This is a genomic window from Psychrobacter sp. CX14, from assembly GCF_057396205.2.
This window is the reverse complement of the sequence record NZ_CM183187.1, coordinates 2,668,976-2,694,088: the sequence shown is the minus strand read 5'-3', so window position 1 is coordinate 2,694,088 and position 25,113 is coordinate 2,668,976. Positions and strand designations below refer to the sequence as shown.

At 41.0% G+C, this 25,113-nt stretch carries 21 protein-coding genes; 10 read left to right on the top strand and 11 right to left on the bottom strand.

Translation table 11 applies throughout. The features are described 5' to 3' along the window. Positions 1-184 precede the first annotated feature (184 nt). The 6 genes from AC2SLO_RS10455 to AC2SLO_RS10430 all read right to left on the bottom strand — a co-directional run bounded on the left by AC2SLO_RS10455 (position 185) and on the right by AC2SLO_RS10430 (position 7,577). Entirely contained in the window at positions 185-1,039 is an 855-nt protein-coding gene (locus AC2SLO_RS10455) for an urease accessory protein UreF (RefSeq protein ID WP_486543473.1), read from the bottom strand. Beyond that, the gene (ureE, locus tag AC2SLO_RS10450) at positions 1,032-1,592 is read right to left on the bottom strand and encodes an urease accessory protein UreE (protein ID WP_486543472.1); all 561 of its coding nucleotides are present in this window, start codon (positions 1,590-1,592) and stop codon (positions 1,032-1,034) included. The genes AC2SLO_RS10455 and ureE overlap by 8 nt, the downstream gene beginning before the upstream one ends. 66 nt (positions 1,593-1,658) lie before the next feature. Then, positions 1,659-3,884: an urease subunit alpha gene (ureC, locus tag AC2SLO_RS10445; protein WP_486543471.1), complete on the bottom strand. Its 2,226-nt coding sequence runs from the start codon at positions 3,882-3,884 to the stop codon at positions 1,659-1,661. A 69-nt stretch (positions 3,885-3,953) separates the two neighbouring features. Further along, on the bottom strand, positions 3,954-4,256 hold the full coding sequence (gene ureA, locus AC2SLO_RS10440; RefSeq protein WP_486543470.1) for an urease subunit gamma: 303 nt from the start codon (positions 4,254-4,256) through the stop codon (positions 3,954-3,956). A gap of 239 nt (positions 4,257-4,495) precedes the next feature. Further along, positions 4,496-5,668, bottom strand: coding sequence for an urease accessory protein UreD (locus AC2SLO_RS10435; protein WP_486543469.1), 1,173 nt, complete (start codon positions 5,666-5,668; stop codon positions 4,496-4,498). A 271-nt stretch (positions 5,669-5,939) separates the two neighbouring features. Beyond that, positions 5,940-7,577 carry a purine-cytosine permease family protein gene (locus tag AC2SLO_RS10430; RefSeq protein ID WP_486543468.1) on the bottom strand — a complete coding sequence of 546 codons (1,638 nt, stop codon included), beginning with the start codon at positions 7,575-7,577 and terminating at the stop codon, positions 5,940-5,942. A 584-nt stretch (positions 7,578-8,161) separates the two neighbouring features. Between AC2SLO_RS10430 and fghA the strand changes: the two genes are divergently transcribed. The 5 genes from fghA (at position 8,162) to AC2SLO_RS10405 (ending at position 11,160) form a co-directional block, all read left to right on the top strand. Continuing rightward, on the top strand, positions 8,162-9,025 hold the full coding sequence (fghA, locus tag AC2SLO_RS10425; RefSeq protein ID WP_486543467.1) for an S-formylglutathione hydrolase: 864 nt from the start codon (positions 8,162-8,164) through the stop codon (positions 9,023-9,025). A 188-nt stretch (positions 9,026-9,213) separates the two neighbouring features. Continuing rightward, positions 9,214-9,921, top strand: coding sequence for a ribulose-phosphate 3-epimerase (gene rpe, locus AC2SLO_RS10420; RefSeq protein WP_486543466.1), 708 nt, complete (start codon positions 9,214-9,216; stop codon positions 9,919-9,921). A gap of 16 nt (positions 9,922-9,937) precedes the next feature. After that, on the top strand, positions 9,938-10,297 hold the full coding sequence (locus AC2SLO_RS10415; protein WP_486543465.1) for a hypothetical protein: 360 nt from the start codon (positions 9,938-9,940) through the stop codon (positions 10,295-10,297). Positions 10,298-10,384: 87 nt separating this feature from the next. Beyond that, positions 10,385-10,696: a hypothetical protein gene (locus AC2SLO_RS10410; RefSeq protein WP_486543464.1), complete on the top strand. Its 312-nt coding sequence runs from the start codon at positions 10,385-10,387 to the stop codon at positions 10,694-10,696. A 131-nt stretch (positions 10,697-10,827) separates the two neighbouring features. Beyond that, positions 10,828-11,160 carry a hypothetical protein gene (locus tag AC2SLO_RS10405; protein WP_486543463.1) on the top strand — a complete coding sequence of 111 codons (333 nt, stop codon included), beginning with the start codon at positions 10,828-10,830 and terminating at the stop codon, positions 11,158-11,160. Between the two features lie 147 nt (positions 11,161-11,307). Here AC2SLO_RS10405 and rpmG read toward each other — a convergent pair whose 3' ends face one another. Beyond that, positions 11,308-11,463: a 50S ribosomal protein L33 gene (gene rpmG, locus AC2SLO_RS10400; RefSeq protein WP_007394061.1), complete on the bottom strand. Its 156-nt coding sequence runs from the start codon at positions 11,461-11,463 to the stop codon at positions 11,308-11,310. Positions 11,464-11,534: 71 nt separating this feature from the next. Next, positions 11,535-11,771 (bottom strand): 50S ribosomal protein L28, encoded by a 237-nt coding sequence (gene rpmB, locus AC2SLO_RS10395; protein ID WP_486543462.1) that lies wholly within the window; start codon positions 11,769-11,771, stop codon positions 11,535-11,537. A gap of 437 nt (positions 11,772-12,208) precedes the next feature. Between rpmB and AC2SLO_RS10390 the strand changes: the two genes are divergently transcribed. Beyond that, complete coding sequence (locus tag AC2SLO_RS10390; RefSeq protein WP_486543461.1) at positions 12,209-13,726, top strand: MFS transporter; 1,518 nt, start codon at positions 12,209-12,211, stop codon at positions 13,724-13,726. Between the two features lie 16 nt (positions 13,727-13,742). Here AC2SLO_RS10390 and AC2SLO_RS10385 read toward each other — a convergent pair whose 3' ends face one another. Continuing rightward, positions 13,743-14,534, bottom strand: a complete 792-nt coding sequence (locus tag AC2SLO_RS10385; RefSeq protein ID WP_486543460.1) for a cytochrome C assembly family protein — start codon at positions 14,532-14,534, stop codon at positions 13,743-13,745. A gap of 558 nt (positions 14,535-15,092) precedes the next feature. On the opposite strand from AC2SLO_RS10385, the gene ffh reads away from it, so the two are divergent. Beyond that, positions 15,093-16,658 carry a signal recognition particle protein gene (ffh, locus tag AC2SLO_RS10380; protein ID WP_486543459.1) on the top strand — a complete coding sequence of 522 codons (1,566 nt, stop codon included), beginning with the start codon at positions 15,093-15,095 and terminating at the stop codon, positions 16,656-16,658. Positions 16,659-16,839: 181 nt separating this feature from the next. Beyond that, the gene (locus tag AC2SLO_RS10375) at positions 16,840-17,001 is read left to right on the top strand and encodes a DUF2256 domain-containing protein (RefSeq protein ID WP_486543458.1); all 162 of its coding nucleotides are present in this window, start codon (positions 16,840-16,842) and stop codon (positions 16,999-17,001) included. 312 nt (positions 17,002-17,313) lie between these two features. On the opposite strand, the gene AC2SLO_RS10370 is transcribed toward AC2SLO_RS10375, so the two are convergent. Further along, positions 17,314-18,249: a bile acid:sodium symporter family protein gene (locus AC2SLO_RS10370; protein WP_486543457.1), complete on the bottom strand. Its 936-nt coding sequence runs from the start codon at positions 18,247-18,249 to the stop codon at positions 17,314-17,316. A gap of 332 nt (positions 18,250-18,581) precedes the next feature. On the opposite strand from AC2SLO_RS10370, the gene AC2SLO_RS10365 reads away from it, so the two are divergent. Both AC2SLO_RS10365 and AC2SLO_RS10360 read left to right on the top strand, forming a co-directional pair. Continuing rightward, a complete protein-coding gene (locus AC2SLO_RS10365) occupies positions 18,582-19,751 on the top strand; it encodes a tetratricopeptide repeat protein (RefSeq protein WP_486543456.1) in 1,170 nt (389 codons plus the stop codon). A gap of 462 nt (positions 19,752-20,213) precedes the next feature. Further along, positions 20,214-20,621 (top strand): hypothetical protein, encoded by a 408-nt coding sequence (locus tag AC2SLO_RS10360; protein WP_486543455.1) that lies wholly within the window; start codon positions 20,214-20,216, stop codon positions 20,619-20,621. Positions 20,622-20,859: 238 nt separating this feature from the next. Here AC2SLO_RS10360 and AC2SLO_RS10355 read toward each other — a convergent pair whose 3' ends face one another. Next, positions 20,860-24,804 carry a restriction endonuclease subunit S gene (locus tag AC2SLO_RS10355; protein ID WP_486543454.1) on the bottom strand — a complete coding sequence of 1,315 codons (3,945 nt, stop codon included), beginning with the start codon at positions 24,802-24,804 and terminating at the stop codon, positions 20,860-20,862. Positions 24,805-25,113 lie beyond the last annotated feature (309 nt).

Below are 25,113 nucleotides of genomic sequence, written 5' to 3'. Positions count from 1 at the left end.
TATTATCCTTATTCTTCATTTGTATAGTCAGCGAACTACTAAACGGTTATAGCGTTAACCTCGTTAAGCCTACTCCTGTAGTACTAGCACACGGTTGCCTTGTAACCATTTTAGACTTCTTTGACTATATTTATAAACAAAATTTTAAGAGCTGTCATAGTAGACAGCTTCACATATTTTAAGATTACGAGCGAAATAAACGGCTATATTGTCGTTCGTGCTGACAAGACAAAATGGCTAAATTCGGTAAATTCGCCGACATATTTAGCTGTTGATAAAAAATGCCTAGTGACCGCTGTGCAAGATCGGTTTTCGAGCCTTTAGTGTCCGAGCCTTCAGTGTTATAACATTGATAAAAGATATTCTGATCATTTGATTGCTTTGAATCATCTATATATTGGTGGTAAACGTGACGCACTTCGGCGGCAATGTTAGGACAATATTGGCTCAACTGCTGTTGTAATTGCCAAATAATACGTTGTCCTGCCATTTGTCCAAGGGGTACCGTTTTTACCGCAGCCAATACCATATTTTCAATTTGTCCAAAGGCGTAAGTGGTCATCGCCTGTTCTGGATTTATTTGCCAATGTGCACTGATGTTCGCAAACAACGGCAAAAATCCATTGATCACCAGCTGATTAGGAACGTTTAAATCCAACACTTCATCCAGCCACGATGATAATGAAAGCGCCAACTGGCTCGACTCATACACAAACTCTTTACTCTCACGGCTGGCATGATAGTCCGCGGCTAAGGCATTGGCCAAGTCTTCATCTTCATCGGTTAGGGCAGTCACCATTAACGCCAATAACGGAAGCTCATAACCTAATAAAGCCAGCTCTAGATAGTCCGTCATAAACGATAACGTACTGTCTTCATCTTCGATAAACCCAGCCTCTATGGCAGGCTCAATTCCTTGCGAATAGGTATAGCTACCAATAGGCAAGTTACTCGATGCCAGCATCAGTAGCCGACCGGTGACATCATTTGTGCTATGGTTGTTGTTAACGATATTTTGGTCAATTTCAGGGTCAATCATGGGAGTGGCTTTCACTATGCGAATGACTATGGGCATCATGTGAATGACTGCCGTGAGAGTGACCGCTATGAGAGTGACTGCCATGAGAGTGACCACTCTTATAAGCCCCCGTTTCAGGCTCAAATGGAGCTTGTACTTGCTCTGTCTCTAAACCCAAGTTTTGCAGCATGGACTCGAGAACATGGTCAGGTTCAAAGTAGAGGGCAGTCGGCGTTATCATAAGAGGGACATGGCGATTGCCTAAATGATAAGCGCCTTTCATTAGGTTAAATCCATCGTTAGCGGTGACGCAGACCAACGTTTGGTTGGCCGCTTTTATTTGAATAAGCTCTCCATCAGCGGTAGATAGTATGCAGCCATCTTTTAAGGTTTCAGTACGAGGTAGGTCAATACCTACAGATTCTTGACGTTCAGTCTCTGCTTTAAAACGGCTACGCTGACGGCTGTCAAAGTCTAAACATAGATAATGTTTATCCTGTTTCTGCTCTTCAATTAAAGACCATTGTTCAGGCGTTAAGTCATTATCATTAAGGCGTTGAGAATAAATTTTCATAAGGCTTATTGTCTTTTTGAATTTATTAAGGTCATTAAATTAAGGTATTAAAATAATAACATGTCATTAAAATAAGAAATAACGCTGTGCCATAGGCAATTGATCGACAGGCTCACAAGTCAATAGCTCACCATCGGCATGCACTTCATAAGTTTCAGGGTTAATTTCCATAATTGGGCAGTGGCTATTGAGCTTCATATCACTTTTGCGCACTTGACGAATATTGTGAACCGGTTTAATGACTTTACTAAGCTCAAGCTCGGTAGCAACGCCCTTATCAATTGCAGATTGAGACATAAAGGTAATGCAGGTCTGAGCCACCGTTTTAGGGAAGCTGCCAAACATACTACGGTAATGAACCGGCTGCGGCGTTGGAATAGAAGCATTGATATCGCCCATTGGCGCTGCCGCTATTAAACCGCCTTTAATAATGCAATCTGGTTTAACACCAAAAAACGCAGGAGACCAGAGAATCAAATCTGCCCATTTTCCCACTTCAACCGACCCGACCATATCGGCAATGCCATGCGTGATAGCAGGATTGATGGTGTATTTAGCGATATAGCGTTTGATGCGGAAATTATCATTATCCTCACTAAAGTCAGTTTGCGATAGGTTGATATGACCTGCATCTTGTTCGGTTTGCGCAGAGGCATCTGGTGCCAGATGACCGCGTTGAGCTTTCATTTTATTGGCAGTCTGCCAAGTACGAATAATGACTTCACCCACACGCCCCATGGCTTGAGAGTCACTACTCATCATAGAGATTGAACCCGTATCGTGTAAGATATCTTCGGCAGCGATGGTCTCTTTGCGGATTCGACTTTCAGCAAAGGCCACGTCTTCTGCAATTGCTGGGCTTAAATGGTGACAGACCATTAACATGTCCAAATGCTCATCAATGGTATTGACGGTAAAAGGACGCGTTGGATTGGTCGAAGAGGGCAGAACATGCGGTTGCCCAATGGCTTTCAGGATATCAGGGGCATGTCCACCACCTGCTCCTTCGGTATGGAAGGTATGGATGCAGCGGTCTTTGAAGGCGCCAAGTGTACTTTCCAAATAGCCACTTTCATTTAAGGTATCAGTATGAATGGCCACTTGCACATCGTAGTTATCAGCAACACTTAAGCAGTTATCGATGGCTTGAGGTGTTGTGCCCCAATCTTCATGTAGTTTTAGACCTATGGCACCCGCTTCAATTTGTTCGACAACGGGGTTAGGCAAGCTCACATTACCTTTGCCCAGTAGCCCTATATTCATCGGTATAGAATCAGTTGATTTAAGCATACTTTGAATATGGTAAGCACCGGGTGTACAAGTGGTGGCAAGCGTACCTTGAGCGGGTCCTGTTCCCCCGCCAAGCATGGTCGTCACACCCGACATCAGCGCTGTTTCGCATTGCTGAGGTGCAATGAAATGTATGTGACTGTCAATACCACCGGCGGTAAGTATTTTACCTTCCCCAGCGATAATCTCAGTTGATGCGCCAATGGGCAGGGTCACATCAGGCTGAATGTCTGGATTACCGGCTTTACCGATGCCGCTGATACGTCCATCTTTAAGCGCTACGTCCGCTTTATAAATACCGGTATAGTCTACGATAAGGGCATTGGTAATAATGGTCTCAGCGACGTCAACAGCCATTAATTGAGACTGCCCCATACCATCACGAATGACTTTACCACCGCCAAATTTGACCTCTTCACCGATACTCACATGAGCTTCAGTGTATTGGTCTGCTAAAGGAGATCGTGATGAGTTTGAATCACTACCACTAATGGCGATCAAGTTAGCATTGGAGTGTAAACTATGCGTATCATTAGCATCCGTATGATGATCGATCTGGCTGGTCAGGTCGTATTCCACTTCAAGCCAAAGGTCGGTGTCTGCCAATCTTACTTTATCGCCAGTCGTTGGTCCAAAGTGCTCTGCGTGTATGCGTCTGTCAATTCGCTTTTGTGAGGTGGTGGTCGTTTGTTTAATATCGGCTGAGCCCATAACACGGCCAGCAAAGCCGTATACTTCTTGTTTTCCGGCTAGGGCGACCAACTCGACTTCGCGCGCTTGTCCTGGTTCAAACCTGACTGCTGTACCCGATAAGATGTTGAGACGATAGCCTTTGGTCGCTTCTCTATCAAAGCTCAAAGCATCGTTTACTTCATAAAAGTGATAGTGAGAACCGATTTGAATAGGGCGGTCACCCGTATTAACGACTTCTATGGTTTGCACGCTACGGCCTGCATTTAAGGCCATTTCTCCTGCTTTTATTTTATATTCGCCCGCTTTCATAATAATCCTTAGTTGTTAATTTATTAAAACCATCTTGTATTATGTCTTCGCTATTGTGAGTCTCATCAGCTACACGATAGGATTATGCACGGTCACCAATTTGGTGCCATCAGGAAACGTCGCTTCGATCTGAACATCCTGTATCATGTCCGCAACGCCTTCCATAACATCGTCAACAGAGAGGTAAGTGGTGCCTTCACTCATGAGTTGAGCGACAGTCTTGCCATCGCGTGCGCCTTCCATAAGTAGCATACTGATATAGGCAACAGCTTCTGGGTAATTAAGTTTAACGCCTCGGTTTTTACGGCGTTCGGCGACCATTCCGGCGGTAAATAGCATTAATTTGTCTTTTTCGGTAGGATTTAGCTGCATGACTTTTCCTTTTTTTAGTATTAGGGCTTATGCAAATAACGGTATCTAACTGTGCACAGGCGAATGGGGGTTATTTATTAAACGTCTGGTTTTACCTTTTAGACAGTGCAGATAAATAATACCCAGTCGCTTAAACTCTTAATTATGCGTAAGTCCTACTTGTTTTAAATAATAAATGGGTGATGTTAGTAGGACACCCACTCAGATCTTAGGACAATTTGTAAAAGATATCTGAGTCTCTAGGTGTCCCAAATTCTCGGTCGATGGGGCTCAAGTTGATACCATTTTTTTCTAAGTAACTCACGGACTTGGTAAAAAGCCTCGAAGCAGGCACGCACATCGGTACCGATATAACGACAGTTTATGGCGTGGTAGTTATGCGTGCTGACAATGGGTAGGTTGTACCGATCTATCAGCTCACGCACCTCGTCAATAGTGTTGTCCAAATACTGCCCTAGCTTTAAAGGGTTACTTTGAGCGTCTTCATCGATAACATCTTGACTGGGTACTGCCCAAAATGAGCCGTGAACATGCTGTTTGTTCAGTCCAAGAGGTGATTGAAACCAGCGCGAATTTGCTTGCTGTTGAGTATGTTCGCTGACCAACAGCTGATCGTCTCTCCAAATCTGCAATCGCGTATTGTATTGACCATGTGTAAAGGTCTCGTTATACGCTTGACGACCGAATACCGCAATATCCCAAGTTAATAAACTGGCCGTAGCTGCCAAGTCAAAATGGTTATTGGCTTTTGAGACAGAATGGTCAAAATAAATGCTTTCTTGTGGTAGCCACTCAAGAATAGCATTATCTGCCAATGCCACACAGATATTTTGTTCGGCTTGTACGGGGGGCTGTAACTGGGAATGGGTTTGATGCTGGGAGTGTGTCTGGGAGGGAGTTAAAGAATGGGGCTGGATATTGACGTTAGGCTTGCTTGATTGTTGATCTTTTATAGCGTCTATGGATGGCTTGTTGGTTTCTCGTTCTCGCCCATTAGAGCGTCGTAAAGATTCACGTTGCCCATACCATTTACCGGCGCCAGGTGTGGTAATAACAGCATGACTGTTTGATTTCAAGTCAAAATTTAAGCTTAATTTATCCCCATCGGCAATACCAGCGGGTGGATATAAAACATAAATATGGCAGATACCAGATTGTGATGTCAGTGATTGTGATGATTTTGGCGATTTGGGCGATGTAAGAGAGTTAAGCGGGCTAGGACAATTAAGAGAGTTAGGAGAATAAGAGGCGTTGGTAGAAGAGGATGTGATTAAGCTAGATTGGTCTTCAGGTTCAGGGTATAAAGGCCGTTGTACCATTAACGCCCCTTCATGTAGACAATGACATAGACGGGTTTTTTGAGTGTTGACACGATAGTCAAACGTCAACTGTAAAGTGGATAGCCAAGTCAAAATTCAATTCCTGAATAAAGAAAGTAACGAAGGTGAGTATTATAAAATAAAGTTTAGTGGATGATATTTATTTAATTTTTTAAATTTGTTAACGCCATCTTACTGTTTTGCCTTATATTTAATAGACATATTTTCAAAACTTAATGAAAATTTTTGAAAATATGTAGGACTGATACCTAATTGATTCAGTACCAAATGGGTTATCGCCTACGTGATAACTAGAGTTTCAAAACAGGTCTCATATTAATAGCACAGTAGGCATAGTATTAAATTAACTGGACTTTTCAAGTGTTTTGCAAAGTGAGCAAATGATGCCATTGTGCTTTAATGAGTATAAAACATCAGGGCGTTCATATTCCTCATCACATTCTACGCAGCTATATAAAGTAGCGACTGGCGTACCGTCCATATCAAAGCGAGACTCTTCGATACCGTCATGATTCTCTTTAAGGTAGTATTTACCTTGGGTAATAATAGCCATAATTGGCGTAAGGACAAAGCCGACAATCAAGGCAATGATTGGCGAGTAGGGTGCAAGGAACTCACCTAGCAAACCAAAGAACGCTAATATTGAAAGGCCTGCTGCGACACCAAAAGACACTAAACCAACAGGGTTGAAATCATATAGCATGCCACGGCGGAATTCCGGCTCTTTAGGTGACAGTCCCAACACATATTTATTTATCGCGATATCAGTGGATACTACCACAATCCAAGCAATGGCGAAGTTTGAGTAAAAGCCTAAAATTTTACCCAACGCTGAGAACATATCCATTTCCATCAATAATAAAGCGATGGAGACATTAAAAATGACGAAAATAATGCGTCCAGGATAGTGTTTGGTGACTCGAGCATAGGCACTCGTCCATGATAATGAACCAGAATACGCATTGGTGACATTGATTTTAATTTGTGAAATGACAACCAGTATAACTGCTAATGCAATGGCAAAACTGCCCGGAATAATATTTTGGAACACAGAAGTAAACTGTTGAACGGGCTCAGTAATGGCGTTTTCTGGTAACATATTTGCCATCAAGTAGAAAGCCAGAAACGCACCAGTGATTTGTTTAATAGCGCCTAATACCACCCAACCTGGTCCTGCTGACATCATGGCAATCCACCACGATACCTTATTTTCTTTCGTCTTGGCAGGCATGAAACGCAGATAATCAATTTGTTCACCGATTTGCATAATCAGAGCCAGACATACCCCAGCCCCAAGCATGACTGCAGACATATCGAACCCTTCATAATTACCATTGCCAGCAAATGCAGTCCAATCGTTTACCATACTTGGGTTCTGGAATATTAAGTAGGCCACAGGTCCGACCATTAAAAATAGCCACAGCGGGGTCGTCCATACTTGCAGGGTGCTAAGCGCCTTCATTCCAAATATGACCAGTGGAATGACCATAACACTGGAGATCAGATAACCAAGCCATAAAGGCACGCCCAGTCCCATTTTCAGACCTTGCGCCATGATAGCGCCTTCTAAGGCAAAGAAAATAAAGGTAAAGCTGGCAAAAATAATACTGGTAATCACCGTACCGTAATAACCAAATCCAGCGCCACGAGAGATTAAATCTAAGTCGATATTGTAGCGGGCGGCATAATAAGAGACTGGGATACCTGTCAAAAAGATAACGATGGCAGCAAGTATGATGGCAAATATAGCATTGGTTGTCCCATAGGCTAAGCCTATGCTGGCACCAATAGAGAAGTCTGCTAAATAAGCGATACCACCAAGTGCTGTAATAGCCACCACGCCCGGTGTCCACTTTCGGAAGCTATGGGGCGCATAACGTAGAGTATAGTCCTCTAAAGTCTCGTTCACAGCAGAACTAGACGGCTGTGATGTGTTCACAGGACTATCATCGACGAGGGGGAGTGTTTTTTTATGGTTCATATTGGACACCTTGTTGCTTGGATGGTGAGTTGCTTAGATGACAAAATCGCTTAAAAAAGTAGCTTAAACGGTTGCTTAACCTAAGCCTATCGTTGCAATTTATATACCAAGCTAATAGTGGACAATGTCTTGGAGCTAACTTGAAACTAACTTGAAACTTAGAGCTGTATACAGTACTGATTACCAATGGCAGTTATTATTTATACAGAGGTGATGCACCAAAAGAGTGCGTTTAACGCTAACATAGAACTACTAACTATCTAAACATGAGTAGTGAGCTATTAAAGGGCTTGTTTGCACCAATTTAGATGCACTAATTTGGAAAGGGTTCTGGAGATTGGGTCATTTACGTTGGCTTACTTTTAAAAATAGAGTGCTATGTTAGAATCAATATGAACGACAGGTACAGGGTATAACCTGCTTATTATTCCCAACATTCATACTAAAATTACTACTAAAATTAATTCATTAATATTGAATAGCAATAACTCAAAAGAACATCTGTCACAGTTATTTAGAACTGCCTTAATGAAATGCTACTATTTATAAGACTCTAAAATTAACTTATATGAAAGGATTAGATAATGACCAAGCTAACATTGACCAGTAATAACCGCTGTTTTAATGGTGAACAACACTATTACACTCATTATTCTGAAACTACTAAATCTGAGATGCGGTTTAGTATTTATTTACCCGATGAAGCGTTAGCTCGTAAGACCTGTCCTGCGATTTTATTTTTATCAGGGTTGACCACTAGCCCAGATAATGCAACGCAAAAAGCCCATTATCAGAAGAAGTGTAGTGAGCTTGGTATGATATTTATTGTTCCAGATACCTCTCCTAAAGGCGACGATATCCCTGATGACGAGCGTTATTTTGTTGGCCAAGGGGCAAGTTATTATGTCGACGCCACGCAGTCGCCTTGGGCTGAGAACTTTAAAATGCATACCTATATCATTGAAGAGTTTTATGATCTAATCCGACTTAAGTTTCCGATCAGTAGTATTGGTATTGCAGGTCACTCGATGGGTGGTCATGGCTCTATTATGTTTGGATTTCAGTACCCCAGTAAGTTTATCAGTGTATCAGCCATTGCTCCTATCAGTGCGAATAGTGAGTCTGACTGGGGTAAGCCTGCCTTTACAGAGTACTTTGGTAAAGACTCAAATCAGGGCAAGGGCGCATGGTCGCAATATGATGCGGCCACCGCCGTTGAAAAGGCTGGTAAACAGTATCCCAACATTTTGGTAGATCAAGGGGCTGATGATGAGTATTATCGAGACGGCTATCTACGTCCAGAAGTGTTACAAAAGGCGTGTCAAAAAGTAGGGCAACAGTTGACGTTACGCTATCACGGCAACTATGATCACAGTTATTATTTTGTGCAAACCGTGATTGATGACCACATCGAATATCATTATAACGCTGCGCTCAATCATAGTTAAGCCGACTTAGTCTGAGCGGTTTCGCCTTATAAATCACGATAGCCGATTATTGATTACACTGTTGGCTATCGCTGGTTTATAATGGCATAGGCTTTAGGCACTGATTGAGAAAGCAACGCCATAGGGACATGACTGACAGATTGACGTGACGGAATATATTTAACTTCATTCTTCTAACGAGAGACTGTATGAGCACCCCCCAGCAAGCACCTGCACGCGACTACCTTATTGCCCCTTCTATATTATCAGCTGACTTTGCCCGTCTTGGTGAAGAGGTCGAAACCGTATTAAAAGCCGGCGCTGATGTTATTCATTTTGATGTCATGGACAATCATTATGTCCCAAACTTAACCTTTGGTAGTATGATCTGTAAGGCGCTGCGTGACTATGGCATTGATGCCCCAATCGATGTGCATTTAATGGTGACACCGGTTGATAGTATGATTGAGCAGTTTTTGGACGCAGGCGCAAGCATCATCACCTTTCATCCAGAAGCGACTCATCATGTCGACCGGTCTTTACAGATGATAAAAGATGGCGGCGCGGAGTGTGGGTTAGTGCTCAATCCTGCGACGCCGCTGCACCATCTCGACTATGTCATGGATAAAGTGGACCAAATCTTATTGATGAGTGTTAACCCAGGCTTCGGCGGACAGTCATTTATTGAGGGGACACTCGATAAGGTCAAACAAGTTCGTCAGCGTATCGATGCCAGTGGGCGAGATATCCGTTTGGAAGTTGATGGCGGGGTAAAAGCGAGTAATATTAGAGCCATTGCCGAAGCGGGCGCTGATATGTTCGTTGCCGGCTCTGCCATTTTTAATCAGCCTGATTATAAACAAGCCATTGATGCCATGCGTCAAGAGTTAAGCTTGGTTGGTTCAAGTCAAGTTTAGCCACATAAGAGAATGTATGACTGATAATAATGCGATGAATAAGCACACTCAAACGAATAAGCATAGCGAGACTCTAAAAACTGAGCCAAGCTTAGTACCCAAAGGTCTGACCATCGGCCTTGCGGTATTTGCGGTTATTTTAAGTCTTGCCGGCTATGTATTTCGTGTGTTGGCAGGCGACCCGTTTAAAGAGGTATTGCAACATGCCATGGTATTGGTGCCCTTTTTTGTGGTGGTGATTCCAGCAGGGTTTTGGCTCGGTGCTGTGATTATGAACAAGATCAAAGGTATGCATATCCAGCGCCGTAATGCGCTCACATTAGGTTGGTTAATCTCTTGTGTCACCATGTTATGGTTTATGGGTACCTACAGTTAGACGGTGCTTTATTATCAAATGTATGACTATTCATAGTGTCACTATATGCTAATTACTTTTACTTAACGAGCTTGTCAAGGAAATAACTTGTCCATTTTTGATCGCGATTCTTTTTACTACCCTTATCCCAAAGGTCTGCCCAAAGGACTAATTAAAGCCTTAATTATTGGCTGTTTGCTGTTTGGGTTATCTGGACTGCGTCATGGCACCGGTCTACAAGATTGGCTTGCGGTACTTGAACAGTGGGTGCTGATGCTGCTTATCTTCCCAATAGCGACGGCAGTGGTGGCATTACCTGTTAAGTATCGTGACCCAACCTTTGAGCTAAAAAATGCCTATTATTTAGGTATGTTTGTGGCGTTGTTGTTTACGCTTGCGAAGCTACGCTATTGGCGTTAATCAGTAATTTGGCGCACAAAAATCGTCTTAAATGGCTGATAATAACCCATTGCAACAATTTGCCCTTGAAATTTGTCTCAGAAGCGTCCATTGTTAATAGATACACATATGCTATATGAGGTGAATAGGGCATGGTATTTGATTATGAAAAAGACAATCTAGAGATAGATATAGACCCAGAGACGGGCGATCGTAGTACACGTAAATCTAAAGGCTTTGCTCAAGAAACCGTGTTAGAGCTTATTGAAAATGAAAAAGGTCAGATGGTACTGCGTGATTCAGGAGAAGAAGACGATCCGCTAATCACGATTGCATTTTCAGAGAAAGTTCAGGATATGCTTGGCGGTGATATGCAGTATATCGGTCATCAGATGGTACACGCTGCCATTCAAGCAGTTATGCAAAAGCAAGTTAGTCAATGGCATGCCAACGTATATGACGAAGAGCCTGAGCATTACAGCTAATCTATTTCTATTAAATTAATTGCTAGTTAAATTGTTAGTTAATTAAATGGTTAATTAACTCGTTAACCAAATATATTTTGAACCGCTATAAAAAAGAGGCCGATTATCAATGATAATCGGCCTCTTTTTTCAGCATGGAATCAAATATTATTTGATTTTAGCTTCTTTAAAGATAACGTGCTGGCGTACTTTAGGATCAAACTTTTTGATCTCCATTTTGCCAGGCATAGTACGTTTGTTTTTGGTAGTGGTGTAAAAATAACCAGTACCAGCAGTAGATACTAACTTAATCTTGTCTCTCATGATGTTTTCCTATTAATTTATATAAGTCAGATAATCGGGGTTAACCGCTATCGTATTAGCCGATTAGATGACTATACTTTTTGACCTTGGGCACGTAAATCAGCAAGCACTTTGTCGATACCGTGCTTATCAATGATACGCATACCTTTAGTAGAAACACGAAGACGGACAAAACGATTTTCAGATTCTACCCAAAAACGGTGGTTATGTAGATTTGGTAAAAAGCGACGGCGGGTTTTGTTATGCGCATGCGAAACATTGTTACCCACTTGAGGGCGCTTTCCTGTCACTTGACATACTCGAGACATGACGGACTCCTAATAAAGTTGTAAGACATAAATAATGGCATGCTAATACATGCCGAAATAGTATATTTGCCTTACCTACTCAAGATAACGAATCACAATGCGGCTATGGACACATAGGACTGCAACTTGAATAAAATGTTAACAGAAAGTTGGTGGTCACACCCTATAATCGCCACAACGAAAAGTGGGTGACCTTGCTAAAAATTTTAAGGGCGTATTTATACCACACAATCAGTTTTTTTTCAAATTAATTGTTCCGATATTATCGCACACTTTGCGCTAAGTTTTAAGCAAAATGCAGATTATTTATGTACTGATGAGATATTTATGCAACAAAGGGCTGCTTAATCTTATAAAATGCGGCTGAATCTAAAATATTGATTTATATGGCTGTTTTATGGCAGGGATAAATCAGTAGAAAACGAGCTAATAACCATATGACCAACGACCCAAAGCCTAGCACGAGCCAAGTAGGTGTAAAGCCAGAAGCAAAAGCAGATACGCCGTATGCGCTGCTTGGTGTTTTATTGACGCTGTATTTTGCACAAGGATTGCCTGCAGGCTTTATTACGCAAGCCTTGCCTGCCATATTGCGTGAATATGATGTATCGCTTGAGATGATAGGGCTATCGGGGCTGTTGCTTGTGCCATGGGCATTAAAATTTTTGTGGGCGCCTATCGTTGATAAACACTTCTCAAGCTATTGGGGGCGCTCGCTTAGCTGGATATTGCCATTACAGCTATTGTCTGCGGCTATCGTGGCCAGTTTTGGGTTATTTAATCCGCATCAATTAAGCAGTCCACAAACCTTATGGATGATTTATACACTGTTGTTCTTACTGAGTTTAATCGGTGCAACCCATGATGTAGCAGCGGATGGATTGGCAACCCGTTCATTATCTAACATAAAGCAGGCAAGCACATTATCGCCGCCACAAAGCATGGGTGAGAATGATGATGTGGTCGAAGTCGCTCAGCGTATTGCTTTAGACAAATCAGAATTAGTCAGCGCTGATGGGCCGGTTAATAATCCCTATCAAGGTATGGGCAATGCGATGCAGGTCATCGGCTATCGATTAGGGCTGATACTAGGCGGTGGGGTGTTTTTATTGGTGCTCGGTAGTTGGTCTTGGCGCTATAGTTTCTTTGCTATGGCGGCGCTAATTGTCGTAAATACCTTACCGATTTGGCAGTATCCTGAAAATAAGCATATTCCGATTGCCGTAGAGCCAAAATTTTTTGAAACTAAAGCTGTTTCGCTTGAATCGGATAAGCCCTCTAAACGCCGTGCTATTGCCGATTATCTAAAAGATCAGTACGGCTATTTTTGGCAAAATCAGCACATGCGCGCTTGGCTGTTTGTGTTATTAACCTTCAAGATAGTCGATGGTATCTCTAGCGGCATGGTCAAGCCGATGATGGTCGATATGGGTATTGCCACCAAAAGCATTGGCCTGTGGGCGAGTGTCCTTGGCTCTATTGCCTCGCTGTTGGGTGCAGCAGTAGCAGCATGGCTACTCAAGCGGATAGCGCATCATACGGCGCTGGTGGGCTTTAATGTGTTGCAGGTGGTGACGACAGGTCTATATATAGTCGTAGCGATAGGTTATGAGCATCCGAGTTGGTTAGGATTGACACAGACGGCGCCATTTTGGTGGGCATATGCCGCCAATGCCATCGAGCATATGGCGGCAGCCTTTGCGCTGGTAGCTATGCTGACCATGGTGATGCATTATGCACGCCATAATAAAGCGGGTAGTGATTTCACCACTCAGGTGTGTTTATTAACTGTATTTAGTGGCGGCAGTCATCTGTTAAGCGGATTTATGGCAGAGCAGTTAGGCTATACGGGGCACTTTATATTGAGTGTCGGTGTTGGCGTGCTTTGCATCATGCCGCTGCTGTATTGGCATCGTTTATTTGTTAAGCAGCAATTTGAACAGCAGAAGGATTAAATTAGCATCGATTTTGCTAAAGAATCATCTCAAGCACAAATTTACTGCCAATAAAGCCAAGGGCTAATAAGATAAAGGCTATAATGGCCATATTAGCGGCTCGGCGACCACGCCAACCTAATTTCCAGTGGCCAATTAATAGGCCGCCAAATAATAGCCATGACAAGATACTGAGCACGGTCTTGTGGGTAATGTGCTGCGCCATTAAGTCATCTACATAGACAAAACCAATGGCTAAAGCCACGGTCAGTAGGGAGAATCCGACCAATATCATGTCGAATAATAGCGACTCCATGCTTTGTAGCGAAGGCAGCTTATTAACCCAAACACGGTGTACGGTTTTGTGCTTTAGTTCGCGAATCTGAAAGCGTAGAATAATCGCCTGTATGGCCGCCATTAACAGCATACAATAAGCAGCAATCGACAGGATAATATGTGCTTCAAGCCCTGTGCTGATATTGGTAATAGGGTCGTAAGGTGCGACGCCAAAATAGCCTAGACTTAAACCAATAATGGCCGTGGGTGTTGCGATAACACCTAAACTTAAGATAGGGCGATAAAAACAGAACAGCACATAGAATAAAATAAAGTAAAAGCTGGTCAAGCTCGCCACATTAAACAGATTAAAATTAAGCCCGTATAATGTCGAGATATTAGGATATAAAACCACCGCATGAGCCAATAGCGCCACGATAAGCATACCCAAAGTGAAACTCTTTGCGATAGGTTTAATACGCACCAACGCCCAAACCAAGTGGCAACTCACGAGAACATAAGCAATAAGTGCAATGATATAGGCAAGCAACACGGTGATATAATCCCTAAATAAAATCCAATTAACAGGTGGTCGTATAATGTTTGATATACTAGGGCATTGACCCGTAAATGATAAAAGTTGCAATCAGGGACAAGCCTTAGATGTGCTATTCTGTATCAACTTAGACTATGCGGTCTGATAACATTGTACTAAGACTAGCGGTATACTGCATGATTATAACGATGCTAACAACGTGATATTCACGTTAAGCCAGACGTTAATTATAGGCTAATTTATCATAGAATGAGTCTTATTTGCGATTGCTATACAGTTAAAGTTTGGCTTTTACTAAAATTAACCAACAAACACTGATGTACTTAACAGTATGTACGCTTAATTATTATGTTAACCGCAATGCTATATGTGCTTGAAATCGGCTGACAATGACCGAATCAATAGGTTATAAAACCCTTTTTATTTAAACAGCTTTATATAGACTCAGTTAGTTCAGTATGTAAAAGCTATTAGCCTCTAATATTGAAAGCTATCGTATATTGCAAAACATCGAATATTTAAAGACTTTTAACCAACGTTTATCGAGATTTTCCTATGTTTGACACTCTAACCGAACGACTCTCTGGCAGCCTACGCAAAATCTCAGGCTCAGGTCAGCTAACCGAAGACAACATCAAAGACACGCTACGTGAAGTACGTATGGCGTTACTTGAGGCCGATGTTGCCTTACCTATTACCCGTGATTTCGTCAAGCGAGTCAAAGAGAAGGCATTGGGTCAAGAGGTGCTAAAAGAGCTGGCTCCGGGTCAAGCATTCGTAAAGATTGTCTATGATGAATTGACTGAAATGATGGGCAGCGCTAATCAGCAGCTAGAGATGACGGGTAAGCCGCCAGTGGTCTATCTGCTAGCTGGTCTACAAGGTGCGGGTAAAACCACCACGGCGGGTAAACTTGCTAAGTACTTACAAGAGCGTCATAAGAAAAAAGTCATGTTGGTATCGGCTGACGTCTACCGTCCCGCTGCGATTAAACAGCTTGAGCAAGTTGCCGGTCAGGTGAACGCTAAGTTCGTCAACTCAAGCGCTGATGAAAATCCTATCGACATTGCCAAGCGTGCGATAGAGGAAGCGAAGCTACAATACCAAGACATCCTAATTATCGATACCGCCGGTCGTTTGCATATCGACGAAAACATGATGGATGAAATCAAGGCACTAACCGCTGCGGCTAATCCTTCAGAGACTTTATTCGTTGTTGACTCGATGACCGGTCAAGATGCGGCCAACACCGCTAAAGCCTTTAACGATGCGCTACCGCTAACCGGTGTTATCTTAACCAAGACCGATGGTGATGCCCGCGGTGGTGCGGCGTTATCAGTCCGTGCGATTACTGAAAAGCCAATTAAGTTCCTAGGTCGTGGTGAAAAACTTGACGCCTTAGAAGCGTTCCACCCAGAGCGTATTGCCCAGCGTATTCTAGGCATGGGTGACGTCTTAAGTCTGGTTGAAGAAGTCGAACAAAAGATTGACCGTGATAAAGCGGAAAAAATGGCTCAGAAAATCCAAAAAGGCGGCAACTTCGACCTTGAGGATTTACTCACCCAGTTCCAGCAAATGAAAAATATGGGCGGCATGACTGGCTTTTTAGACAAGCTTCCGGGTATGAGTGGTGCCGGCGTAAAAGAGGCGCTAGAAGAAGCCAAGCCAGAAGAGAAAGTCAAAGAAATGGAGGCGCTTATTAACTCCATGACGCCATTTGAGCGCAAAAACCCTGACAAAATTAACCCAAGTCGCAAGCGTCGTATTGCCGCTGGCTCTGGTAAGCAAATTCAAGACCTAAACCGTCTGCTTAAGCAACACAAGCAGATGGCGAAAATGATGAAAATGATGTCGAAACCTGAAGGTCTCGGCAAAATGATGAAAGCGGTGCAAGGATTAACTGGTATGGGCGGCGGCGCTGGTGCATCCGGTGGCGGTGGCCCTTTGTTTGGTGGCGGAGGTGGTGCTAAAAGCAAAGCTGGCAAGCAAAGTGGAAACGCTGCTGGTGGTATGCCACCGTTTGGCTTAGATCCAAACAATATGCCAAGCAAAGAGGATATGGAACGCCAAATGAAAGATTTAGAGCAGCAATTACCCCCTGATTTCAAAAAGCGCTTTTAAAGTTAGTATTGACTGTGTGAACATGATAAAAAGCTAAGTCAGCAATGGCTTAGCTTTTTTTATTACTTAGACAGCAATGTTAGATAGCGATACTATGGTGTCAGTTAATTAAAAGTCGGTAATCAGAATTTAAAACAGAATTTAAAACAGAATTTAAAACAGAAGATAGGTAGGAGACGGCATGGCACATAAGAAAAAGAACGTTCGTAAAAAAGAATGTCCCATTTGCCAGCGAGAATTTAGCTGGAGCAAAAAGCTTGATAAAAACTGGGACAGTATGGTCTATTGCTCAGATAGATGCCGTCGGGTGAAAACTTATGAGGGTGTTGAGAAGCCAGAGTAAGGGTGTTGTAGCTAATCCTGCTATCCGCTTCTATCTTGGTGTACACGGCAGCAGTCGCTAAAGTAAGCGCCATTCCTGCGTTACGATACTGTCACTTACTAAGCGCCTGCATCGCCGTGCTACACCAAGTATATCCGCTACTATCAGGGCTAAACCGCATCTCTAGGCGACGTTAGGCTATAACCGTTTAGCTGAGTGATTTGCTCTTATAAATGGATAAAAAAATGGTGCGTGGGGCGCACCAATTCATATAAAAAATGCTTCAAAATATGCGACAACTTAAACGCTTAATGACCTTAAAAAACAAGCCAATCACTCCTTGCCTTTATCTTGACGCACAAAGAAGTTCGCAACCAGCGCACCACTAAAGTTATGCCAGACACTAAATAGCGCACTTGGTAGGCTAGCCGCAGGATTAAAGTAAGTGGCTGCCAGTGCCGCGCCAAGTCCAGAATTTTGCATACCCACTTCAACCATAATAGCGCGTCTTTGCGCTTCGCTAAAGCCACTAATGCGTGCAATCAAATAGCCTAAGGCGTAACCAATACAATTATGCAGTGCCACTACAATAAAGACCAAAACGCCGCTGGTTAAGATAGTATCTCTAGACACCGCTACTACTGCAGCAATAATTATTGCAATACCAACGACCGACACTGTTGGCAAAATATCATTCGCTATTTTAGCCTTGTCACCCAGTAACTTATGAAACAATAACCCCAGTATTATAGGAATAATAACCATCTTAGTAATAGATATCATCATGCTAGCAAGTTCAATTTCGATCAATTGTCCAGCAAAGATTTTAAGTAATATAGGAGTAAGTATCGGTGCAAGCAGAGTAGAGATTGAGGTAATAGAGACGCTTAAAGCCACATCGCCCTTCGCCAAAAAGGTAATGACATTGCTCGATGTTCCCCCTGGACAACAACCGACCAGTATTACACCAACAGCAATTAAAGGGTCGAGATTAAAAGCGACGGTTAATAGATATGCGATTAAAGGCATTAAAGTAAACTGAGCCAATAAGCCAACCAATACCAGCTTAGGACGCTTAACTATTTCAACGAAGTCGTCTGTCTTAAGCGTCGTTCCCATACCAAACATAATTATGCCCAAAATTGGCACTATGAATTTGGCTAATGATGCAAAAAACTCAGGGAGTATAAAACCTAACACAGCACTAACCAGCGCCCATATTGCAAAGGTTTTCCCTATCCATTGCGAGGCTGCGGCAATTTTACTCAAAATCGACTCCTTTCAAAGTATAAGTCATTATTTCAATCATCATCTCGTTAAAGACAGATAAAATTACCATATATTTAAAGTCTAAGTCATAAAATTTAGTTATATACAAAGTGAAGGTTAGCTTATTAGTTGCATACAGAGTAGATTTATTTGTTAAGCTATAGCAAAACAATAAAGTAATTATCCTAAAATGCCTAAAAAGGTTTTAAGCTAAGTTCGTTTGTCAAAAACACAACACTTGCATACTTTGAGATAGTTTAATTTTTACTCAGTAACTCAACAAAATCTCCTTGCTTAATAGGTCTAAATAGTCGCTTAACCAGAGATAAAGTATGCCCTTTAAAAAAACCTCATCAAACATCAAACTGAATAAAAATTTATATAAAAGAAAGACTAAAACGTTTAGCTATAAAAAAAAGACCCTCTCTGATTTCAAAAAGAAAGCATCCTATAAACCATGGCCTCGTTCTTTATCTCAGTCGTTATCTAGGTCGCTATCAAAGCCACTATCAAGTCGCCGGTCTAAAAAGGGTCAGGTTGCTAGCGATTTAAATGGCAACTACTTAAAAGCGATTAGCCAAAAGGCAAACGTTAATCCTCAATCGTTTTTGTTAATTTTAATGGTTATTTTTGCGCTGTCAGGAGTGGCCTACAAGGCTTATGAAGACTGCGACTGTTTTATAACAGACGATAGAACGGCTGAACCGTTAGACACCCAAGGCAAGTTAAATCTACAGGGCAAAAACGGTGAAAAGGTTCAGAACGAAGTTTACGCATCAATACAACAATATGCTGAGAAGGATCCAGTCCTTGTTCAACAGCACGTGGCGACCCAGCAAATATTCCATTCAGACAGCACAACCGATGTTGATACAGGTGTCGCAACCTTTACAAAGCTTGCCAATGAAGGCGATGTGGGTATGCAATTTGCCCTTGGCATGATGTACAAATCGGGTAGTGGGGTCGAGCAAGACTATGACAAAGCGCTACACTGGCTGAACAAAGCTGCCGATCAAGGCGATGCAGGCGCGCAACATTTCCTCGGCGTGATGTATCAAGAAGGGGAAGGCGTGCCTCGAGACTATAGTAAGGCAAGGGAGTGGTACTACAAAGCGGCCTTACAAAACGAAGGCATCTCTTTATATAACCTTGGGTTGATGTATTTAAACGGTGAAGGGGTCGCTCAGAATTATGACCATGCCATTGAATGGTTTGAAAAATCAGACACCGTAGGTTATGTCGGTGCCCAATATAAATTAGGTGAGTTATATGAGCAAGGGTTAGGCGTCCCTCAAAATTATGAGACGGCTATTCATTATTATCAAAAAGCTGCCGATGATGACTACCCAGAAGCCGTCTACAGATTAGCTGAAATGCATGAGAAGGGTATTGGCGTCGCGCAAGATTATGCCCTTGCCAAAAAGATGTATCAGAAAACGTGCGATATTCAATATGAAGCAGGATGCGCCAAGGTTGAAGCGTTGGTTAATAAGGGGTATTAGCGCTCTAATTATCTAATAGCTTATTATAAAATAACCTATCCTTTTTAAGCTCGGTCAAGCTTACTGAACCTACTATTTGTCACGTTTGATTTGTTTCGTTGGTAAAGGCCTACCTCGATAGGTTAATTTCTAGATTTGGCATAACTGGTTATGTAGCTAATCCTGCTATCCGCTTCTATCTTGGTTTACACGGCGGCAGTCGCTAAAGTAAGTGTCATTCCTGCGTTACGATACTGTCACTTACTAAGCGTCTGCATCGCCGTGCTACACCAAGTATATCCGCTACTATCAGGGCTAAACCGCACCTAAGGCAAGGTTTAAGGTTTTGAAAAGGATAGGATTTTTTGTAAATTAAAATAATTAATCTATTACGACATATAGTGTCGTCAGCAGTTCTTTGACCTCTATTCAATAATGAATAACTATGATACTTTTTAAAAATCAACATAGGAGATAAAACATATGAAAAATAAAAATACTAGAAAGGATATTGCTATTAATAACTACATTATTAACATGTACTTGTTAACAAGTGTGATATTTGTTTTTGGGATACTACCTGCTTTTGACTTTATAGTGAGTAGTTATTCAATCAATCAGCCGAATCATCAAATGTTATATTCCTTCATGACTTTTACATTAGGAGGTTTCGCAGCGCTTAAAGCATTAGACAGCGGTTTTTTTAAAAATGATGAGAGTGCTAATCAGTTCCAAGAGTTCATAATTTCTAAAAAAGGAAAGGTGTTAGATCTTATATTTGTAATAGGAAGCGTAGCTTTGTACTTCATTCTTTTATATGGTGGTATTTTTCAAATAAATAGCGTTTTTGAAGCAATAATATTTGGGCCTTTTCTGCCAGATTTTAAGTAGAAAGAGTGTGTTATATGCACAGATACTGAGAGAGGTGTGTAATTTTAGATAAGTTTTATTGAAGTCTAGTCATTTAGGACGTGGCTGAGCTAAAAGATGGTTTTATTTATAGTGCTTCGAAAGTACTATGCAAGCTGATAAAGATATTGTTATAGGAGAAAATTAAAAGGCATTAAGTCAGAGCGTGGGCTAGAGCACCCACGCTACAAAATTTATCCAATGCTAGAAATAGACTTGCTTATAAATAACTCTCAATAATCGCCCGTTTCTTAGCTTGGCTGTTATCGATAATGTTCTGGGCTTCGGTTATTTGGGTTTCTAATGCAACTACCTTGTTAATGGTGTCATTTTGTATATGGATATCAGGTAACGATATACTCAAATTCTTGATTCTTTCTGATGATGCCCGATGATGACGTGAAAAACGCTCTTCTTCACCAGCTTTTTGTAGCAGGTAAGCAAGATATTTGGGATTCACGTTATCTGTTTGAACTCTGATATAACCGCAATGGTCAGTAGGGGAAAAAGGTTGATTCTCAGGTAGGTAATTTACCATCCAATCACCGTCAATACCCCAAAGAACTGAAGGTTGAGTATAGTCATCAAAATACTCTCTATTAATATAACCAAAAGGTTTTAATACATTAGCACTGAAAACTGGCGTTAGATCTGATGCATAAGAATCGCTTATTTCATTTGCTAATAATCTATTACCTATACCAATAGTAAATTTATCACTATCGTTTAGACGATACTGTGTATTGGGATTTTTCAAACTGTCTGTGAAGAAGTTCTCTATACTCTCTGTCGAAGATTCTATAGTCTGTTGCGCTTGCTCAACTTCCGTATCGACTATTTCACAAGCCTCAACTATTTCTTGTTGAGTTTCTAATGGTGGTAGCGGAATTTTAAAGTTTCTAATATCAGTAGTATTAATTTCTTTATATTTAGTGCCCGCAGGTGTCATCATTTCGAAAATATTTCTTAAGAACATGAGAAGATGATACAGATATTGATGACTTATTTTACTTTCGTCGCAAATGAAATTTTTGAATCCTTGATTGGTAGCTAATTCAACCTTACTAATAGCAACTTCGCCAATAGTGGCTCTACTTGAAAAGATGACAGTATTGATAGGTAGTAATTTAGCACTACTATTTTGTAAGCCTGACTGGGTGATTTTTCTCGCAGTTTCATAAATATATTTTTGTTTAGTATCTACTAATGTTGCCCAGTAAATATCTCCGTCTTGCCAAAAACTTTCATTATTCGTATCAGGTGTGCCACCACTAATCACTTCAGAGACCTGACCCAAAGGGATTAAATCCCATTTTGTATCAATAGTAAAATCCACTTTAGGCGTCAAACTAAATGCTTTATTAAAATCTACCATTTCAAAATCTAACATATCCACTAAACGTGCTGTTGTAACTAGTTCAGTTAGGTTGTCAGGGATATCTATATCTTGCTGTAAAAAGTTCTGATTAATTAAATGATTAATCTTAGCGTCATTCTCTTTGTTATTTGGGTCATATAAAGGCGTATTGATATTATCAAGGTTATACAGATTGCTGAGTACCCGTTTGTCCTCCTCCTCAAGTGCGATCTCACCACTATCTTCATCTACGCTATCCATCTCGATAGCGTCTAAAGATACCCCGCCTAGATATTTAATACCCTCATTGCCTTTGGCACTGCTCCACTCATAACCCAAGAATGCCTTCATTTCTTTAGTCTTACTTGGGCTTTTGACGATAACTACAGGTTGAGGGTTTTGGCTTGCTAGCACGAAATAGTAAATTTTATCTTTTTCATTATCTTGTAAATAAGCAGTTAAACGTTTATCTAGCTCTTTTTGTTTATCCTCTTTTGATAAATCTTTAAAGGATTTGCGTTTTTTAAGGTTTTTAATCTCAGACCATTTTTCAAACTCTTTGATATAACTAACAAAGTAATCTGTCTCAAGTAAGGCTTGACTAGGATTCCCTGCTAATAGAGTCTTATATTCATTAACATCTAAGGATAGATGCTGACAATAAACGTCAATCCAGTGCATATCATCAAATACAGCATTACTGTCTATTGTGGTAACATTGTTAACTGAATTTGTAGAGGTCTGCGCCTGATGAGATGGCTTAAACCAATGATGAACTCGCTCCTCAAAGTGCTTATCTTGGGTAGGTGGATCAGTCTCTTTACGTCGTAGAAATAAAGTCACGGTATTTGTGCCTGTCTTGCCAAACGTGCCACTACCAAACTCTGCAATAGCCACGATATCAAAGTATTTTAATAAGATTTCACGGGTGGCGACATAGATGTTTTTGGAAGAAGATGTACTACTGGCTTTACCTTTAGTCAAGATAGAGGAGGGTACAATAATAGAGGCGACACCGCCCGTTTTTAACAGTTGTTTGGCACGTTCGATAAAAAAAGTTTCAATGCTATTATTTACCTTATAGCTCTTTTCATCAATACACTTAATAAGCTCATACTGTTTACGCTCACTGGAACTTAATGTGTCTAAAAAGCCTTTGACACTATAAGGCGGGTTAGCAACCAGTACAGAATAACTATCGTTTTCAATGGCTTCATTTTTGCCCAAAGCATCGGCATAAACGATGTTGATATCATCTTGGCCATACATAAAGGCAGATACTTTGGCTACTTTAGATAATCTATATTCTTTTTCAATACCAACGATATTATCGTAGTAATCGGACAGGCTTTTATCTTCATCTGCTTCAATGATGGGGCGTATGGTTGAGGCATACTCATTTAAAAAATGTCCTGCACCGCAAGCATAATCAATGACTTTAGGTATGTCTTCACTTTCGGCAATTAATTCGCCAATTGGTAATGACTTCATTAGAAATTTAACAATCGGCATGGGGGTAAAAAACTGACCTTCGGACTGTTTGACACCTTGGTCAAGAAAGCCCTCAAACATATCACCTAAAAACTGATTTTCTTCTTTGGTTTTAAGACGCATATCCTGGAGCATTTTTACGATTTTTAATAGCACTTCAGAATTTTGTTGAAATAAGCGTTCGTTATGCACATCAATAAAGGCAAGGTCATTGTTAGTAAAAAACTTTAAACGACGAAACATCGCCTTAATCGCTCTTTGAGTCTCAACAGGATCGTTTTTGTAGAACCTAAATGCTTTTTCTACTTCACTTTCTCGAACGTAGGTGACTTCTTCATCCAAGAATTTTTTCATACCTTGCTGGTATAAAGATTGTAGGCGGTCTTGTAAATCAAAAGGGCTATCGTAACTAATGCCTTTCCAGTAGAACTTTAAGTCATCGGGGTTATTGGTTTCATCAACAATTTTACATAAAAATAAATTAACTAGCTTATCAAAGGCATTTTCACGACCCGAGACGTTATGTTGACGCATAATCGTCGCAAATTCGTTATATTTACCTTGAATATCTTGACTACTGATAGTCTCTAAATCATGTAGGGTATACTTGTTTTTACCAATATAGTAGGGCTGGATATCTTCTTCAAATAAACCACGAGTGGTATAGTCGCTCTGATAGGTTTGTTTCCATGTGTCAACAATATCTTCAACGGTGCGAAGTTTGCTTTCAGAATATGTTAAAACAGGGTCATCGCTTAATTCTTTAAGTTCATTGATAAGGCTATCATTATCGACAAGAGATATTAGGTAGTATTGAGGTTTTACAGTGTCATCTACCCAATCTGAGGCATATAAACAAATAAACTGCGTTGTACTGGTTTGTTTTACATAACTAAAGAGCTGTCCACCATCTTGTAGTGTCCGATTCCACGCCTTGGTTAACTCGCTTCCTGCTGTTTTACATTCTATAATCAGGAGGGTGTCATCTTTATTGTCTTTAATTAAAATATCCGCACGTCCACCACTGGCGCCGTGTCCTACCTTCCACTTTGGTTCAAGTTCAATATGTTCGGGCTTGTAACCTTGTGTTAATAAACGATGCACACATTCAAAAACAACGAAGTTCTCATTTTGTGAAAAGTTACACGTTTGCCGTTCATTAACGGTTAATCCTTCACTTTCTGGATAGATAAGTTTTTTTTGTGCAAAATCTACTTCTAAATAAACACCATTAGCATAAGTCTGGCTAAATATGTCCCCATTTTCTGTAAAGCCTAAAAATCTTAGTACGTCTTTAAAGTTACTTTTATCAATCATTAACGTAATCCGTAATCCGTAATCTGTAAGAATATCAATATCACTAAATACCAAATAATAAAGCGGGTAAAATATGAATTATAATAAGTATAAGCTAGAACACGGTGCTATCACTAGCATTGATTTAAGAAAATAAAAGCGGGCCTCATTAAAGAAGCCCGCTTTGTATTATCTACCTAAATCTAACCAAACCCTATGCCAAATTAGGACTTAACCACTAGACTAGGTCGAGTGACGCCTTTACCCACTTTTATTAAAGAACGGTAAGTCTAAACCATGTAAATCTTAGTAAGAACTCGATATGACCGC

Bases quoted from the DNA above. Each gene is read 5' to 3' on its own strand.
- AC2SLO_RS10455 (WP_486543473.1), bottom strand. From the start codon at position 1,039: ATGATTGACCCTGAAATTGACCAAAATATCGTTAACAACAACCATAGC.
- ureE (WP_486543472.1), bottom strand. From the start codon at position 1,592: ATGAAAATTTATTCTCAACGCCTTAATGATAATGACTTAACGCCTGAA.
- ureC (WP_486543471.1), bottom strand. From the start codon at position 3,884: ATGAAAGCGGGCGAATATAAAATAAAAGCAGGAGAAATGGCCTTAAAT.
- ureA (WP_486543470.1), bottom strand. From the start codon at position 4,256: ATGCAGCTAAATCCTACCGAAAAAGACAAATTAATGCTATTTACCGCC.
- AC2SLO_RS10430 (WP_486543468.1), bottom strand. From the start codon at position 7,577: ATGAACCATAAAAAAACACTCCCCCTCGTCGATGATAGTCCTGTGAAC.
- fghA (WP_486543467.1), top strand. From the start codon at position 8,162: ATGACCAAGCTAACATTGACCAGTAATAACCGCTGTTTTAATGGTGAA.
- rpe (WP_486543466.1), top strand. From the start codon at position 9,214: ATGAGCACCCCCCAGCAAGCACCTGCACGCGACTACCTTATTGCCCCT.
- AC2SLO_RS10415 (WP_486543465.1), top strand. From the start codon at position 9,938: ATGACTGATAATAATGCGATGAATAAGCACACTCAAACGAATAAGCAT.
- AC2SLO_RS10405 (WP_486543463.1), top strand. From the start codon at position 10,828: ATGGTATTTGATTATGAAAAAGACAATCTAGAGATAGATATAGACCCA.
- rpmG (WP_007394061.1), bottom strand. From the start codon at position 11,463: ATGAGAGACAAGATTAAGTTAGTATCTACTGCTGGTACTGGTTATTTT.
- rpmB (WP_486543462.1), bottom strand. From the start codon at position 11,771: ATGTCTCGAGTATGTCAAGTGACAGGAAAGCGCCCTCAAGTGGGTAAC.
- AC2SLO_RS10390 (WP_486543461.1), top strand. From the start codon at position 12,209: ATGACCAACGACCCAAAGCCTAGCACGAGCCAAGTAGGTGTAAAGCCA.
- ffh (WP_486543459.1), top strand. From the start codon at position 15,093: ATGTTTGACACTCTAACCGAACGACTCTCTGGCAGCCTACGCAAAATC.
- AC2SLO_RS10375 (WP_486543458.1), top strand. From the start codon at position 16,840: ATGGCACATAAGAAAAAGAACGTTCGTAAAAAAGAATGTCCCATTTGC.
- AC2SLO_RS10365 (WP_486543456.1), top strand. From the start codon at position 18,582: ATGCCCTTTAAAAAAACCTCATCAAACATCAAACTGAATAAAAATTTA.
- AC2SLO_RS10360 (WP_486543455.1), top strand. From the start codon at position 20,214: ATGAAAAATAAAAATACTAGAAAGGATATTGCTATTAATAACTACATT.
- AC2SLO_RS10355 (WP_486543454.1), bottom strand. From the start codon at position 24,804: ATGATTGATAAAAGTAACTTTAAAGACGTACTAAGATTTTTAGGCTTT.